11 protein-coding genes and 1 pseudogene are annotated in these 16,357 nt (G+C 36.9%); 6 read left to right on the forward strand and 6 right to left on the reverse strand.

What is annotated here, in order from left to right; genetic code table 11:
- Positions 1-3: 3 nt before the first annotated feature.
- The 3 genes and pseudogenes from A6E03_RS12715 to A6E03_RS12725 form a co-directional block, all read right to left on the reverse strand.
- Positions 4-1,164 (reverse strand): annotated as a pseudogene (locus A6E03_RS12715) (acyl-homoserine-lactone synthase); the annotation flags it as partial.
- 169 nt (positions 1,165-1,333) lie between these two features.
- Entirely contained in the window at positions 1,334-3,790 is a 2,457-nt protein-coding gene (locus tag A6E03_RS12720; protein ID WP_065600988.1) for a response regulator, read from the reverse strand.
- A 9-nt stretch (positions 3,791-3,799) separates the two neighbouring features.
- Complete coding sequence (locus tag A6E03_RS12725) at positions 3,800-4,984, reverse strand: acyl-homoserine-lactone synthase (protein ID WP_065600989.1); 1,185 nt, start codon at positions 4,982-4,984, stop codon at positions 3,800-3,802.
- 286 nt (positions 4,985-5,270) lie between these two features.
- Between A6E03_RS12725 and rluB the strand changes: the two genes are divergently transcribed.
- Positions 5,271-6,341 carry a 23S rRNA pseudouridine(2605) synthase RluB gene (rluB, locus tag A6E03_RS12730; RefSeq protein WP_065591656.1) on the forward strand — a complete coding sequence of 357 codons (1,071 nt, stop codon included), beginning with the start codon at positions 5,271-5,273 and terminating at the stop codon, positions 6,339-6,341.
- A 95-nt stretch (positions 6,342-6,436) separates the two neighbouring features.
- Here rluB and A6E03_RS12735 read toward each other — a convergent pair whose 3' ends face one another.
- Complete coding sequence (locus A6E03_RS12735; protein WP_065591657.1) at positions 6,437-7,177, reverse strand: YciK family oxidoreductase; 741 nt, start codon at positions 7,175-7,177, stop codon at positions 6,437-6,439.
- A 162-nt stretch (positions 7,178-7,339) separates the two neighbouring features.
- Between A6E03_RS12735 and sohB the strand changes: the two genes are divergently transcribed.
- Positions 7,340-8,401 (forward strand): protease SohB, encoded by a 1,062-nt coding sequence (gene sohB / locus A6E03_RS12740; protein WP_065600990.1) that lies wholly within the window; start codon positions 7,340-7,342, stop codon positions 8,399-8,401.
- Between the two features lie 67 nt (positions 8,402-8,468).
- Here sohB and A6E03_RS12745 read toward each other — a convergent pair whose 3' ends face one another.
- Positions 8,469-8,714 carry a YciN family protein gene (locus tag A6E03_RS12745; protein WP_065591659.1) on the reverse strand — a complete coding sequence of 82 codons (246 nt, stop codon included), beginning with the start codon at positions 8,712-8,714 and terminating at the stop codon, positions 8,469-8,471.
- A 398-nt stretch (positions 8,715-9,112) separates the two neighbouring features.
- On the opposite strand from A6E03_RS12745, the gene topA reads away from it, so the two are divergent.
- From topA to A6E03_RS12765, 4 genes are all read left to right on the forward strand, one after another.
- Positions 9,113-11,752, forward strand: a complete 2,640-nt coding sequence (gene topA, locus A6E03_RS12750; protein WP_065591660.1) for a type I DNA topoisomerase — start codon at positions 9,113-9,115, stop codon at positions 11,750-11,752.
- A 199-nt stretch (positions 11,753-11,951) separates the two neighbouring features.
- On the forward strand, positions 11,952-13,370 hold the full coding sequence (locus tag A6E03_RS12755; protein WP_065591823.1) for a DASS family sodium-coupled anion symporter: 1,419 nt from the start codon (positions 11,952-11,954) through the stop codon (positions 13,368-13,370).
- A gap of 3 nt (positions 13,371-13,373) precedes the next feature.
- Complete coding sequence (locus A6E03_RS12760; RefSeq protein ID WP_065591661.1) at positions 13,374-14,714, forward strand: sensor histidine kinase; 1,341 nt, start codon at positions 13,374-13,376, stop codon at positions 14,712-14,714.
- A complete protein-coding gene (locus A6E03_RS12765) occupies positions 14,701-15,174 on the forward strand; it encodes a response regulator (protein WP_065591662.1) in 474 nt (157 codons plus the stop codon). The genes A6E03_RS12760 and A6E03_RS12765 overlap by 14 nt, the downstream gene beginning before the upstream one ends.
- A gap of 64 nt (positions 15,175-15,238) precedes the next feature.
- Here the strand turns inward: A6E03_RS12765 and A6E03_RS12770 are convergent, their stop codons facing one another.
- Positions 15,239-16,228 carry a 2-hydroxyacid dehydrogenase gene (locus A6E03_RS12770; protein WP_065591663.1) on the reverse strand — a complete coding sequence of 330 codons (990 nt, stop codon included), beginning with the start codon at positions 16,226-16,228 and terminating at the stop codon, positions 15,239-15,241.
- Positions 16,229-16,357: the final 129 nt, after the last annotated feature.

Here is a 16,357-nt window from a genome sequence, read left to right on the forward strand (position 1 = left end):
AACTCATTGTTGTTGTTGTTGTCTTCTTCTTTGAATGATTTTAACATTATAAAATTTAAAATCATATTGGTTGAAAACATTACTTGTATGCTTTGTGAAACAAATGCCCTTATATGTGATTAACCCCGATTTATTGATATCTTGCGAACTAGTAAAAAGGAAGGGTGAACAGTTACGATTAGTTTGGTTCATTGCTTGGTAAAAAAGTACCATTGCAGGTTGCTCTATAATGGAAAAAATGTAATGTCGGCCCGATTGGTAAAGAGCATTGGCTAACCCTTTTTGAGCTAAATACATATAGTAATTCATTTTTGAGCTCGGGCCATTAACGGTAAAACGGATCACACCACAAGCGTCTGCTTTGTTAGGGATAGATGCATATATGCTATCTTCAATGGCTATACTTGACATAGGGAAGTTATTATTAGGATGGCAACCTAGTTTTTCTTTAAAAACAGGAAAAATATTTCTTAAAGCATTGATTGAAATTTCATTTTTCCATTGGTTACTTTGGAAGAAGTCATCAAAAAAAAGCCAATTTTTTTTATCTTGATAAGGTTCAATTAATGCAGAAGAAATAATCGTAGGATAGGGACTGTTTTCATTAAATTGATACAAAATGAAATGCTCTCCTTTTGAAGAGAGATCTAAAATGTTTAACATTTCATACCATTTATGTTTTTTAATGAAGGTTGCGATATTAATGAGAACAATTGCATCAGAAAGAAAGAGAGGATGTTGGCTAAATTCTGTATGAAATAAGCGGTTATCAGTAGATATATCGGTAACTATTTCGTAGTGGTATTGCCCATTTATTAATGTTGATGATTGGTTTTTATGTGTTTGTAGTGAGCATAGCTTATCTGAATTGAGAGAGCGCTGAATGGTTCGGTATATTTCTAATTCAGTCCAACACGCTAGTAGACAACCAAACAATTGATGAGCTAATTTTTCAATTAAGAAATAATGTGAAGGGAGTGTTGTACTGGGTTGCTTTGCTATAATATCTAGCGCTTCTTTTGTTGAAAATAAATACGCAAGGTTACCTGTGTTTGGTTCATTCAATTTGGTTAAAATAGAGCGTTTTCTATTTTCAATAATATCTTGTAGAAGCGTAGGTTTGTCATTCTTTTGACAGTAGATATGTAGCATTTTTATAAAAGTATGACGGTGGTTTTTTTTGTGCTACTTGGCAGCTAGAAAATAATGAAAGTGATTTTGATAGTTGATTTAAGTTCTTCATGTTTTATTTCCTTAATAAAGAGTAAATACATACTGAGTAATATTCAGCCTCTCTATTATATGGAAAACTGCCCATATGTAATGAAATTTATTAAATTTTCCATAACCATTGATCTAAATTTTGCAGAAGATGCAATTTAGAAATAGGTTTCTTGAGATAGCTATCCATAACAATAGATATCTTTTCTATTTCATTCTGATCAGCTTCACCAGTTAAAGCTATTATAGGAATGAATGGATGGCTTTTTTTTATTATTTTGGCTGATTCTACCCCATTCATGATTGGCATGTGAGAATCCATAAAAATAAGATCTACATCATTATTATTCACCATATCGACTGCTTGAAAACCATTCTCTGCATGCAAAGTATTAATTCTATTATTAGATATGAAATTTTGAATTAACATCCGTTGTAATTTTTTGTCATCCACAATAAGAACTGTCTTGACAGTATTATTTATATTTTCATTATTGTCTTGTGTGTCTTGTGTGTCTTGATTTTTTGACGGTGGGAGAACACTATCAATAACATTTGGTTTTTTAGGAAAGCTCAAAACAAATTCAGTGAATTCATTTTCTTTAGAATAACATGAAATATTACCACCAAAAGAATGCATTACTCTTAGGCAATAAGATAAACCTAAACCACTGCCACCTTTTTTATTGTAAGTGAAAAATTCGTTAAAAATGTTTGGTAATATATTAGCGTTAATACCAGGGCCTGTGTCTCTAAAAACAAGCGTGTTGAATACATTACCTTTAAATAAATGTATAGATATTTCACTCTGATATTTATCAAAGTAGTGAATAGCATTACGCAATAAGTTGAAAATAATAAAACCAAAAAGAGTATCGTTAACATTTATGATAAAATCGTCTTGTAGATCTACTTTAATTTTATGTTTAATTGTGTCTGATTCAAAAATATATTCATCAATGAATTGAGTTGTTAATACTGAAATAGAATAGTTCTGGAATAAACTTTGATTAATTTTAGACCCTTTACTTTCACTTAGAATAATATCGATAAGCTGAGCTCCGCGTTGAATTGCTAACTGACCTTGCTGTAATTCATTATTGATATTCGCTTTACTTGAGTAAGTCTTTATACGCTCAAAGTGATACTGGAGTTGTGATAGAGGATTTCGCATTTCATGAGCTATAGAGTTAGCTAATGCTTGTGATTGATTTACTTTTTGTTCACTTTCTATATAGCCCTGAACTTTAGTTAAAACAAATTGAATAGCTGTAATTTCTTCATTTGAAAAAGTAGTACCATTGCGTTTTTTAGATGAAATAAGTAGGTGAGAGATAAGCTTGTTTTTTCCAAAAATAGGTAAAATTAGGGCTGTTTTTTTTGAATCCATTTCTTTTTGGACTTGATGCAGTTCTGATTGAACTTGCTCTGGAGCATAATGAATTTGATAATCGAGTTCATCTTTTACCAATGCTGAATTGGAACGATTTAGATGTGGAATGAAAATATTGTAATTGCTGTTGCCACCAACTAATAAAAGGTCTTCTGGTGGGGTATCGAGTAATGTAGCAAGTTTCTTGATAGCATCATGACTAGAGTACTTAAACTCTTCTGCTATCTCAAATATTTGTTCAACAGGTGTTTTTTTGTTTTTATATATCAATAGACTTGAAATAGATTTTGATTTTTTAAGAGTACGCTTCCATAGTAAACCAATAACAATCCCAGACCCTATCAATATCAAGTTAAAGGTTATGTTTGCATTATAAATCATAATAATAGGTATTAAATAAATAATTATATTTATGCTATATGATAATACCCAATAGAAGATATATTTTAGAGTATAAAGGCGATGGTATACTAAAGTGTAACCCATTAAAAAAGCTTCAGTTAATGATAATGTAGGAGCTAACCATGTGTAAGAAAAATCGGCCCAGATCAGAGGGAGAATTATCTGAGATACGATTGTTGATAGCATATAGATTAAAATGCCAAATAATAAGTACACTGATTTTTCTTTGTTTAATCTAATTGAGCTTCGTCTTAATTTGAAAAAATTAAATATAGTAAGAATGATAAAAAGAAAGGCGTTAAGGAAAAACAAAGGAGCTAAAGGGCCGAATTGAATAGTAAATACACTTGGAGCAATAATATCTACGCCACTAATGGTTTTATTTGGAATAATATTGAGTAAAAATGCTAGTAGAGTAGCAAAGATGGTTAGCCACAGTTGCCATGGAGAGAGTTTTTTTTCTGGGCGATTTGATGCAAGGTAGCAAGAAAATAAAAAAGCAAAGGCAAAAGCGAGATAGGCGGTCATATTGGCAATAATCGCCATATGTATAGCTATATTTTCATCAAACCTAATTAATAAAGAAGACTGGAAATAGGCATTGCTTAATATCCATAGAGCAATAAAAATAGCATATAAAACGTATGAAAAATAAATATTAGCACTAAACTTTGTCCGTTCCTTGTAATGAAAACGGACAAAGAAGCCAACCCAAAGCAAAACCATAGCACTGGTTAGTAACAATAAATAGACCTTAGGTAAAGCTGGATGCATTTATAAAACTCAACTGTTTCGTAATAGTTTTCTTAATTCAATAATCTTAACATTGTACGCTTTAAAGTTATATTGATTAAAAGCAATTACTGCATTATTGAGAAGCCAGAGACCTTTATACGTGATCACTCCATTTTTATTGATGTCTTGCGAACTAGTAAATAGATAGGGTGATAACAATGGCGAATCTATGTTCATCGATTGGTAAAACAAAACCATTGCGGGTTTTTCTATAATGGTAAAAACGATTTCGCGACCACTATTTTTTAAGGCATTGGCTAACCCTTTTTGTGCCAAATATAAATGATAATTAGCTTTTGATTTTTCGCCGCTGACGGTAAGTCTAATTGCCTCACATGCTTTATCTTTATTTAACATCGAATGTAAAAAGCAACTTTCCATGTAATTTGATGGCTTATTGATTAATGTGTTTATATCTAATGTGGTTTCCATTTTTGTTATGTTTTTTAAGTTAGATACTGAGTGCGCCTGGTAAATGGGAGGCCATTTTGAATTTTGAAAGAAATCGTTAAAAAATAACCATTCATTAGACATGGAAATGGAATTAATTAATGCAGAAGAGATAATTTTTGGATAAGTATGTTGTTCTCCAAATTGATACAAAATAAAATGCTCTCCTTTTGAGGATATATCAAGAAGGGTTAACATTTCATACCATTTGTGTTCTTTAATAAACGTTTCTATATTAATTAATACAATAGCATCAGAAAGAAGGAGTGGATGAGAACAAAACCCAGTGAAAAATAGGCGTTTATCTAAAGCAATATCAGGGATGATTTCATAGTGATAATGCTCGTTGATTATATGAGAATCATAAGTTTGAGGGATATCAGCTAGAGATAGGTTTTTATAAAGAGCGGAATGTTGAATTATCCGATATATCTCTAATTCAGTCCAGAATGACAATAAACATCCAAATATTTGTTGCGCTAATTGTTCAATAAAAAAGTAATGTGAAGGCAGGTTTGAACTAGGTTCTTTTCCTATGATTCTTTGTGCTATATCAGTTGAAAACACATCGGCTAAATTTCCGGTGTGTGCATGGTTTAATTGGCTTAATATGGTTTGTTTTCGGTCTTCTATAATTTCTTGTATTAGGTTGTGATTACCAGTCTCTTTACAATATAAATCGAAAGCTTCTATAAAATGGTCACCCTGTTTTTTTTTGTCCATCCTCCTTTTCTAGATTAATAGACAGTGTATTAAATAAACGGTTGAGATTTTGCATTTTGTTTTCCTTTTAGTGATAAAATTTCGTTGTATGTATCCTTTTTTCATCATACGTAAAATTGTTTGTTAGCATATTTTTTTGCTTAATTTTTTACCATTCGTCACAACCTTATTGTATAATCACCGGCTATAGAGTTTTAAAGTGATTGAGAATGATAGAGGACTCCATCTAGATTCTTGATTCATAAAGTTAATTGACGCCTGTGAAGGCGACATAATAAGGTAAAAAATGAGCGAAAAATTACAGAAAGTATTAGCACGAGCTGGTTTAGGTTCTCGTCGTGAACTAGAAACGATGATTCAGTCTAATCGTGTTAGTGTTGATGGTCAGATTGCAAAGTTAGGTGATCGCCTAGAAAATGTTGATGCGAGAATTCGTATTGACGGCCATGTTGTATCGGTAAAAGAATCAGCTGAAGTTATCTGTCGTGTTCTTGCTTACCATAAACCAGAAGGTGAATTGTGTACTCGTCACGATCCTGAAGGTCGTCGTACTGTTTTTGACCGTTTACCAAAAATTAAAGATTCTCGCTGGGTTTCTGTTGGTCGTCTAGATGCAAACACCGCGGGTTTATTATTGTTTACTACTGATGGTGAGCTAGCAAACCGTCTAATGCACCCAAGCCGTAAAGTTGAACGTGAATATATGTGTCGTATATTCGGTGACATTAATGACAAAATGGTTAAAAACCTTGTTTCAGGTGTAAAACTGGAAGATGGTGAAGCTCGTTTTGAAGACGTGATGTATGCTGGCGGCGAAGGTATGAATCATACTTTCTACGTTGTAATCAATGAAGGTCGTAACCGCGAAGTTCGTCGTTTATGGGATTCTCAAGGCGTAACAGTAAGCCGTCTTAAACGTGTTCGTTACGGTGATATTTTCCTAGAGAAAGCATTGCCACGCGGCGGTTGGATGGAACTTGAGCTTAAAGAAGTAAACTACTTACGTGAAATGGTTGAATTACCACACGAAAAAGAAAGTTTATTAGATGTAGATAAAGAATCACGTAAGCGTGCTAAATCTAAATCTCAAAAAATTCGTCGTGCTGTTAAGCGTCATGATGAGCGTACAACTGATGATCGAGCTCCAGCTCCAGCAGGCCGTCGTGGTCGTAATAACAAAAAACCAGTAGGTAGCTCACTGCCATCAGCGAAGCGTAATACTACAGGTGATGCTAAGCCAGCGAGTAATAAACCGAGTGGAAAAGGTAAAAAGCCTTCTGCTAATGGTGTAAAACCGATCAGAACTAAGTTCTCTCCAAATGGTAAAGCACCAAAATCAGCACCAAGACAACGTTAAGTTCAATAGCTGATCCTAAGTAAGAAAATAGACAAATTAAAAAGGGTTGAAGCCGCATGGCTTCAACCCTTTTTTTATTCTTCGGATATTATCGTTTATTTTGGTTGAGCATCGATGCATTGGCCATTAACGTCAGCACTTTCAGGGGCCATTAGGTAAACATATAAAGGCATTAAATCTTTCGGTGTTTTTAGTAAGCTGATGTCTTCTGCAGGGAAGGCTTGTGCGCGCATACGAGTATGAGTGCCACCTGGATTAATCGCATTAACTTTAACGTGAGTCCCTTCCATTTCATGAGCTAATGTTTGCATCATACCTTCTGTTGCAAACTTAGAAATAGCATAAGCACCCCAAAAAGCACGACCTTTATGACCAACGGTTGATGTAGTGAAAATGATGCGAGAATCATCAGATTTCTGTAAAACGGGTAATAAGGCTTGAGTCATTAAGAATTGTGCTTTGACATTGATTTGCATGACTTCATCAAAAATAGCTTCTTCAAATTGTTCAAAGGGGCTGAGAATTCCTAAAAGGCCAGCGTTATGTAATAACCCATCAAGTTTACCAAATTGACTTTGAATTGTTTCTGCCATATCAACATAGTGCTGCTTTGTTGCCCCTTTTAGATCCAGTGGAATAATCGCTGGAGTAGGGTAGCCTGCGGTTTCAATTTCATCATAAACGGCTTCTAATTTAGCGACAGTTCTACCTAATAAAATAACTGTCGCACCCTGTTCTGCATAACTTAATGCCGCTTGTTTACCAATGCCGTCACCAGCACCTGTAACTAGAATAATTTTGTTGTTTAATGCGTCAGCTGAAACCTTATAGTCCACTCTGTAATCCTTGTATTTCAACGTTCACCATAAAATGATACTGCTTATTTCGCAGTATATTGATGTAAAAACACGCGCTTAGTGCGAATTTTTATCATAAGGTGAATTAACTTAGGGTTAAGTTAGGTACAATACACGAAACATACTTAAGAGGGTATTACATTGGAATTTTTGTTTGATTACGGTCTCTTTTTAGCAAAGATCGCAACAGTGGTTGTTTCTATTATCGCCATTTTGGTTATTGCTAAAGCGGTTGGTGGGAAATCAGCGGGTGCAAAAGGTGAGTTAGAAATATCTAATTTAACTGAGCAGTATAAAGATACGGTGGCTGAATTGGAGCATCATTTATTTGATGATTCAGAATTAAAAGCACGAGCAAAAGCTGAGAAAAAAGCACATAAAGAAGCCGATAAAGCAAAACAGAAAGAAGTTAAGAAAGCGGCTAAATCTGGTGAGTTAGAACTGAAACGCGACGCTCGTTTATTTGTTTTAGATTTTAAAGGCAGTATTGACGCAAAAGAAGTCGCCGGTCTTCGTGAAGAAGTTTCTGCAATTTTAGCTATCGCCGTTGAAGGAGATGAAGTTCTTCTTCGCCTTGAAAGTGGCGGCGGCATGGTTCACGGCTATGGCCTTGCTTCGTCACAATTAGATCGCCTACGAGATGCCAATATTAAGCTAACGGTTTCAGTTGATAAGGTAGCGGCTTCAGGTGGTTATATGATGGCGTGTATTGGCGAGAAAATCATAGCAGCACCGTTTGCAATTGTCGGCTCTATTGGCGTTGTAGCGCAAGTACCAAACTTCAGTAAGCTTTTGAAAAAGAATGATATTGAATTTGAACAACTGACGGCTGGTGAATATAAACGTACGTTAACCATGTTTGGTGAAAACAGCGATAAAGCACGCGAAAAATTCCAATTAGAATTGGAAGAAACTCACGTATTATTTAAAGATTTTATCCATGAACACCGTGCAGAATTAGACCTTGAAAAAGTGGCTACTGGTGAGCATTGGTTTGGCAAGCAAGCGCTAGAATTAGGCTTGATTGATGCAATACAAACATCAGACGATTATGTAACTCAAGCATGTAAACATCGTGAAGTATTAGCGATTCATTACGTACAAAAGAAAAAATTGAGTGATAAAATTGCAGGTGTTGCAGGACAGTCAGCTGAAAATGTATTTATGCGTTTAATCAGTAAAGGGCAGCGTCCAATTGTTTAATTGATGCGTCTTTCAATAACTAAAAGGCTGATTAATTCAGCCTTTTTTTGTTTGTAATTAGCGAAAATTACTTAACACTAAACTCTTTTGATAATTGATGAGCAAGGTGTTTAAACATATTAAATACCGCCGTTGTTTTCTCGGTAGGCAAGCCTTCTTCAGATAAAAAGTATTCCCCTTTAAAGACTAATACTTCATCTTTTTCTTCTACACTTGTTGTACGCATGCCTTCCGCATAGTTCTCATGATCTTGAATGATTTGATTGGCGATTAACAGTAAATCAGCCTCTGAAATGGATTTTTTATCGCTCATACAGCACTCATTTTTTACTCTATAAAAGAGGGATTTTAAGCATAAAGAATTAAAAATACAATTGATGTAAATCATGATGACTAAAATAAAAACTCAAGAAAAAATAGAGGTTTTATTGTGAGAAAGCGCAAGTTATGGAACTAACTTTTTGAGCTATTAAATTATAAATGTTAATAGATCCGACCAAAATTATCAGGGTTGAAAATGTATTTAGTCGAAATTACATCTATTTAACAATTGCCCAAAGTGCGACCATTTAGAAGCAATTGCAAAAAAAGAGGTTGACGTGATGCGATACACCCTCAATAGTAATATAGAGATAAAAGTTCAATTTATAGCTGCGGATATCATTTTTTCGACAGTTTTGTATTTCAGCACGAGGACGTCAGTGAGACATTATGGGTAAATCTCTAGTTATCGTGGAGTCACCAGCCAAAGCAAAAACAATTAATAAATACCTTGGCAAAGACTTCATCGTAAAATCCAGTGTAGGTCACGTACGTGATTTGCCTATGGGTTCGACAAGCACCGGAAAAAAAGCGACTGCTGCGTCAACCAAAGGTATGAGTGTTGAAGATAAAGCACGCATTAAACAAGAAAGAGACAAAAAAAACCTAATCAATAAAATGGGGATTGACCCATATAATGATTGGGCAGCTAACTACCAAATCTTACCGGGTAAGGAAAAAGTAGTAGCAGAATTACAAAAACTGGCTGAAAACGCAGATACCATCTATCTCGCAACCGATTTAGACCGTGAAGGGGAAGCTATTGCGTGGCACCTTCGCGAGATCATCGGTGGTGATGATTCACGCTATAAACGAGTCGTTTTTAACGAAATTACAAAAAATGCAATTCAGCAAGCGTTTGAAACTCCGGGCGAACTAAGTATGCCGGGTGTGAATGCACAACAAGCGCGTCGTTTCTTAGACCGTGTGGTTGGCTTCATGGCTTCTCCGCTGTTGTGGAAAAAAGTGGCACGTGGTTTGTCTGCTGGTCGTGTTCAATCCGTTGCTGTTAAAGTTTTGGTTGAGCGTGAGCGTGAAATCAATGCATTTATCCCTGAAGAGTTCTGGGATATCCATGCAAATACGTTAACTGCGGGTAAAGAAAACTTTCGTCTGCAAGTTGCACAACGTAATGGTTCGGTATTTAAACCATTAAATGAAGTTGATACGTTAGCAGCCGTGAGCATTCTTGAAAAAGCAGAATACGAAGTATGTAAGCGTGAAGACCGCCCAACAAAAAGTAAGCCATCTGCACCATTTATTACATCAACACTGCAACAAGCGGCGAGTACTCGCTTAGGTTACGGTGTGAAAAAGACCATGATGCTAGCTCAGCGCCTCTATGAGGGTGGTTACATCACTTACATGCGTACTGACTCAACAAACTTGAGTAAAGAAGCTGTAGAGACGTTACGTGAGTTTATTGGTTCGGAGTATGGTGATAGTTATTTACCAGCCGCTCCAATTATTTACGGAAGCAAAGAAGGTGCACAAGAGGCTCACGAAGCGATTCGTCCTTCAAGCGTTGAAGTGAAAGTTGACGACCTGCAAGGTATGGAAGCGGACGCTCATAAGCTGTACAACCTAATTTGGAATCAATTTGTGGCTTGTCAAATGACACCAGCACAATACGATTCAACCACATTGAGCGTAAAAGCCGATGAATTCACCCTAAAAGCGAAAGGTCGTATCCTTAAGTTTGATGGTTGGACTCGTGTACAACGTCCAATGGGTAAAAATGAAGATCAATTACTTCCAGCAGTTCAACTTGGCGATAAGCTAAAATTAGAGCAGCTTGATCCAAAGCAACACTTTACTAAGCCACCAGCACGTTTCACAGAAGCGGCATTGGTTAAAGAACTTGAGAAGAAAGGCATTGGTCGCCCATCGACTTATGCATCCATCATCTCAACGATTCAAGATCGTGGTTATGTTCGTGTTGAAAGTCGTCGTTTCTATGCTGAGAAAATGGGTGAGATCGTAACTGATCGTCTAAATCAATCGTTTGATGATTTGATGGATTATGATTTTACTGCTCGTATGGAAGGCAATTTGGATAAGATTGCTGAAGGCAGCAAAGATTGGAAAGAAGTGCTAAATGCGTTCTTCCAAGACTTCACTGACGATATCGCAAAAGCTGAGCTTGATGAATCAGAAGGCGGCATGTCACCAAATAATATCGTAGAAACTGATATTAAATGTCCGACGTGTGAGCGTAATATGGGTATTCGTACTGCATCAACTGGGGTATTCCTTGGTTGTTCAGGTTACGCATTACCGCCAAAAGAGCGCTGTAAGAAAACGATTAACTTAGGTAATGAAGAGGGCATTATTAATGTTCTTGAAGAAGACGTAGAAACGGCCGCATTACGCGCCAAAAAACGTTGCCCTAAGTGTGAAACAGCAATGGACCCTTACCTAATCGATCAAGATCGTAAACTGCACGTTTGTGGTAATAACCCGAACTGTGATGGTTACATTGTTGAGAAAGGTGAGTTCCAACTTAAAGGCTATGATGGACCCATTGTTGAGTGTGACAAATGTGGTTCTGATATGGAGCTTAAGAACGGTCGCTTTGGTAAATACATGGATTGTACGAGTGAGACGTGTAAAAACACACGTAAGATCCTAAGAAATGGCGATGTAGCGCCACCAAAAGAAGATCCAGTACACCTTCCTGAATTGGAATGTGAAAAATCTGACGCGTACTTTGTATTACGTGATGGTGCATCTGGTTTATTCTTAGCAGCAAGCACGTTCCCTAAATCGCGTGAAACACGAGCGCCATTAGTGGAAGAGTTAGTTCGCTTTAAAGATCGTTTGTCACCTAAGTTTTTATACTTAACAGAAGCACCAACACACGATCCAGATGGAAAACCAGCGGTAATTCGTTTTAGTCGTAAGACTAAAGAAAATTACGTTCGTACAGAAACTGATGGAAAGCCATCAGGTTGGACTGGTTTATATCTTGATGGGAAATGGACTGTTACTGATAAGCGTAAAAAGCCAAAAGCTGAGAAAGAGTCTTAATAATTAAGGCATTACAATCAGAACACAATAGATAAGAGCTGCAGAAATGTGGCTCTTTTTTTATGATACTACCGTCACAAAAATTCATATTTATTATTATTTTGAAATAATGATTGATCTGACACGTTATACCGAATAATTGATTAAGGAGATACTTACGTTTATCACCATTTATTGTACTATGGAAGTCGGTAGCGTTATGCGTCAATACATGAAGTATTTAATCCCAACAATTATCCCACTCATCATTCTTTTGATGCCTCTGTCTGCGTTTCCTTTTGAAGGCATGACGATCATTCAACAACGTGTTATTGCTATTTTTCTATTAGCTGCACTATGTTGGGTATTTGAGCCTATCCCTATTTATGCGACATCGGTTGTTATCATTGTTTTAGAGTTACTAATGGTGTCCGACAAAGGTTTCTTCTTATTTAAGATGAATCAGGATTCTGCCCATTTTGGAGAACTACTTAACTACAGCGACATTATGGCGACGTTTGCCAGCCCAATCATTATGCTGTTCTTAGGTGGTTTTTTCTTGGCAATGGCAGCAACAAAATATCGGTTGGACGTTAACTTAGCGAGAGTATTATTGAAGCCATTCGGTACGGATCCCAAATTCGTAATGCTTGGTTTAATGCTAATCACGGGCATTTTCTCTATGTTTATGTCCAATACAGCAACTACCGCGATGATGTTATCTATCTTAACGCCTGTCATTGCGGTATTTGGACCTAAAGATCCAGGTCGAGTTGCATTTGCCCTATGTATTCCTATTGCGGCAAACATTGGTGGTATTGGTACTCCTATCGGAACCCCACCTAATGCCATTGCGCTGAAATACTTAGTGGGTGATAACCTAATTACTTTCGGTGAGTGGATGGTGTTCGGTGTACCGTTTGTTATTGTGATGATGGCACTGGCTTGGTTCTTAATTGTTTACTTATATCCAGCAAAACAGACATCAATGAACTTAGACATTAAAGGTAAGTTCTTAAAAACACCAAAAGCGATCACGGTTTATATTACGTTTGCAGGTACGATCTTATTGTGGTTAATGGGATCAAGTCATGGCATGAACTCATATACCGTCGCTCTTATTCCTGTTGCTGTTTTCTCTATTACAGGGATTATTAACAAAGAAGATCTTAAGAAAATATCATGGGATGTTTTATGGTTAGTGTCCGGTGGTATTGCGCTTGGCCTTGCTTTAGATAAGACAGGTCTTGCGAAACTAGTAGTACATAGCATTCCATTTGATGCTTACTCTCCTTATGTGGTTTTATTTGGCGCCGCCTTCTTATGTTTGATCATGGCGAACTTCATGTCACATACAGCCACTGCCAACTTATTGATGCCGATCATGGCAGCGCTAGGTACTTCGATGACGTCATTGACCCCACTGGGTGGTGAGCTAACCTTAATATTGATTGTTACGTTTGCTGCATCTTTAGGTATGTCATTACCAATCAGTACACCACCGAATGCATTAGCACACGCAACAGGAAATGTAGAGAGTAGCCAAATGGCGAAAACCGGTGTGATTTTAGGCGTTATAGGGGTATTGCTCAGCTTTGTAATGGTATGGATCCTTCATACTGTCGGCCATATTGGATAGCTTATGAATAGCGACAAATTACAGCGTTTAATTGATGCCTATTTTAGCCAACCAGAGCGGAGAGTTGTAATTCCTGCGGGTGAAACCGTGTTGGTTCAAGGTGAAAATAATGAACGGCTCTATTATGTTTGTTCTGGCGAGTTAGAAGGTTTCTATCAAGAAGAAGAAAATGCACATTCAGTAAAGGTATTTAGTGCGTCGAAAGGCGCATTTATAGGCGTACACAGTTTATTTTCAGAAACATTTATTGCTTCTTCAACGGTGATCAGTAAAACAGACAGTGAACTAGGTTGGATAGATACCAATACGGTTGCGATTGACGCTGAATGCTATGGACCATTAAGTGCGCAGTTTACCCCTGTGATTGTAAATGAGTTATCTCGAAGACAACGACGAGCGACAACAGAAGCGATAGAAAAAGAAAACGCGTTACAAAAATTATATACCGCAGAACAAATGACAACACTAGGTCAGCTTGCAGCAGGGATAGCTCATGAGCTTAATAATGCTGTTGGGGTACTAAACAGTAAAACAAATCGTCTACAGACGATCATCTTAGAGTTACTGGAAGAGATCCACCCAGAAGCGAGTAGTTTTGTTGATCAAGGACTTATGTATGGACAAAATATCAGTTCATCAGAAGTGCGAAGGCGTGGAAGAGAATTAGAAACGACCTATGGTATGGAAAGGGATATGGCGAGAGAACTTGCTCGTGCTGTACCTGAGGGTGAGCTTTCTCATTATTGGCTAAAAAGTCCAGAGCAGGCGATACGTTATTGGAATATAGGCCGTGACTTGCATGACATGAAATTGGCAGCAAGACATTCGATTGGTATTGTTCGCTCTGTAAAGCAATTAGGCAGAACAGATATAGATACAGATGAACTATTGGATGTAAATGACAGCATTAATAAAGCGTTAATCTTACTTCAAAGTGATTTGCGCAGGGTATCGGTACATTTAAGCCCAGCAGCAATGCCAATGGTTAAAGCATCAGCAACAGAGTTGGTTCAAATTTGGGCCAATATAATTAAAAATGCCAGTGATGCGATGGAAAAGGTTCAAGAGCCTGAGATAGAAATATCGACCAGAGTATCAAATCGTTTTGTTTTAGTGACTATTGCAAATAATGGCCCTGAAATAGACGAAGCAACAAGACGCAAAATATTTCAACCAAACTTTACGACCAAAAAAGGCGGGCTTTCTTTTGGTTTAGGGCTTGGTTTAGCCATCGTAAAACGGATTATTACTGGATACGGTGGTTCTATTGCAGTAAAAAGCAATCAAGAAAAAACTATTTTTAGAATTAAATTGCCAGTGGAGGACGGTCATGGAAAAGCTTAATCTGATTTGTGTAGACGATCAAAGGGAAGTGCTGAGTGCCGTTTTACAAGATCTTGCGCCACTAAAAACATGGATAAACATTGAAGAATGTGAATCGGCAGGCGAAGCCCTAGATTTAATGGATGAGCTCGATAGTGAAGGCGGGTATATTGCACTCGTATTATCTGATCATGTTATGCCTGGTAAGAGTGGGGTAGAGTTATTGACTGAGGTTTCTCATGACTACCGTTTTTTACGAACCAAAAAGGTACTATTAACAGGACAGGCAACTCATCAAGACACGATTACGGCAATTAATAGAGCTCGTATTGAAAGTTATATTGAAAAGCCATGGAATGCAGATGAATTAAGAGCATTAGTTACTCGTTTAGTGACTGAGTTTGTATTTGATAAGGGACTTGAATATACCGATTACCAAGAGCATCTTGATCAGCAGGTGGTACTGAATCGATTACGATAGTGTATTCTGATGTTAAACGAAGATGCCCTCATATTCAGCGAGTATGAGGGCATTATTTTTAAGCTTAAATTAGCTCGTTACCAGAAATATTGCCGTTGATAAAGGCGTCAATACTTCCTAATGTGGTGGCAGCAATATTCTCTAACGCTTCGTCTGTTAAGAAAGCTTGATGCCCAGTGAAGAGTACGTTGTGACACGCGGATAAGCGGCGAAATACATCATCGGTAATAATGTCATTTGATTTATCTTGGAAGAACAATTCTTTCTCATGATCATAAACATCTAATCCAAGAGCGCCAATCTTACCTGCTTTTAAAGCTTCAATAGCATTCGCTGAATTTAATAATCCACCACGGCTAGTGTTGATTATCATCACACCATCTTTCATTTTTTCAAATGAATCAGTATCTAATAAGTGTTTATTTTCTGATGTTAATGGGCAGTGCAATGTGATCACATCTGAGTGGGTAAAAATATCATCTAACGTTGTGTATTTAACCCCTAAATCAATCGCAACTTGGCTTGGGTATGGGTCATAACAAAGGATTTCCATGCCTAATCCTTTCAGAATACGCATCGTTGCCAGGCCAATTTTTCCAGAGCCAATCACGCCTGCCGTCTTACCAAAAAAGTTAAATCCAGTTAAGCCTTCTAGAGAGAAGTTAGCATCACGCGTGCGTTGATACGCTTTATGAAAACGACGATTCAAACACATCATCAGTCCAACGGCATGTTCAGCGATTGCTTCTGGTGAATAAGCAGGGACACGAACCACTTGTAACCCTAGTTCTTTTGCAGCGTTTAAGTCAACACGATCAAAACCGGCACAGCGCATTGCAATCAGCTTTGTCCCTTGCTCTGCAAGTTGCTTTAAAACGGGAGCAGATAAATCATCATTAACAAAAGCACAAACAACATCGGAACCATTCGCGATTGGTGCCGTACTTTCTGTAAGTTGAAAGTTGAAATATTGGCACTCAAATTGAAATTTATTATTGATACGGCTAAAAGAGGATTCATCATAAGATTTGGTACTGAACATGGCGATTTTCATATAATATCCTTACAAATAAATAGGTTATATTAATATTGATCTATTATTACTTTATCACTTATAGCGTTAAAAATAAGAGAAAAAATCATCGAATTAATAGTTTAGTTTTATGTGGTTAATAGTATTTAC

It is taken from the genome of Aliivibrio sp. 1S128, assembly GCF_001691065.1.
GTDB lineage: Bacteria > Pseudomonadota > Gammaproteobacteria > Enterobacterales > Vibrionaceae > Aliivibrio.

Excerpts from the sequence above, each read along its gene's own strand:
- rluB (WP_065591656.1), top strand. The coding sequence starts at position 5,271 with ATGAGCGAAAAATTACAGAAAGTATTAGCACGAGCTGGTTTAGGTTCT.
- A6E03_RS12745 (WP_065591659.1), bottom strand. The coding sequence starts at position 8,714 with ATGAGCGATAAAAAATCCATTTCAGAGGCTGATTTACTGTTAATCGCC.
- topA (WP_065591660.1), top strand. The coding sequence starts at position 9,113 with ATGGGTAAATCTCTAGTTATCGTGGAGTCACCAGCCAAAGCAAAAACA.
- A6E03_RS12720 (WP_065600988.1), bottom strand. The coding sequence starts at position 3,790 with ATGCATCCAGCTTTACCTAAGGTCTATTTATTGTTACTAACCAGTGCT.
- A6E03_RS12755 (WP_065591823.1), top strand. The coding sequence starts at position 11,952 with ATGCGTCAATACATGAAGTATTTAATCCCAACAATTATCCCACTCATC.
- A6E03_RS12765 (WP_065591662.1), top strand. The coding sequence starts at position 14,701 with ATGGAAAAGCTTAATCTGATTTGTGTAGACGATCAAAGGGAAGTGCTG.
- A6E03_RS12770 (WP_065591663.1), bottom strand. The coding sequence starts at position 16,228 with ATGAAAATCGCCATGTTCAGTACCAAATCTTATGATGAATCCTCTTTT.
- A6E03_RS12760 (WP_065591661.1), top strand. The coding sequence starts at position 13,374 with ATGAATAGCGACAAATTACAGCGTTTAATTGATGCCTATTTTAGCCAA.
- A6E03_RS12725 (WP_065600989.1), bottom strand. The coding sequence starts at position 4,984 with ATGGACAAAAAAAAACAGGGTGACCATTTTATAGAAGCTTTCGATTTA.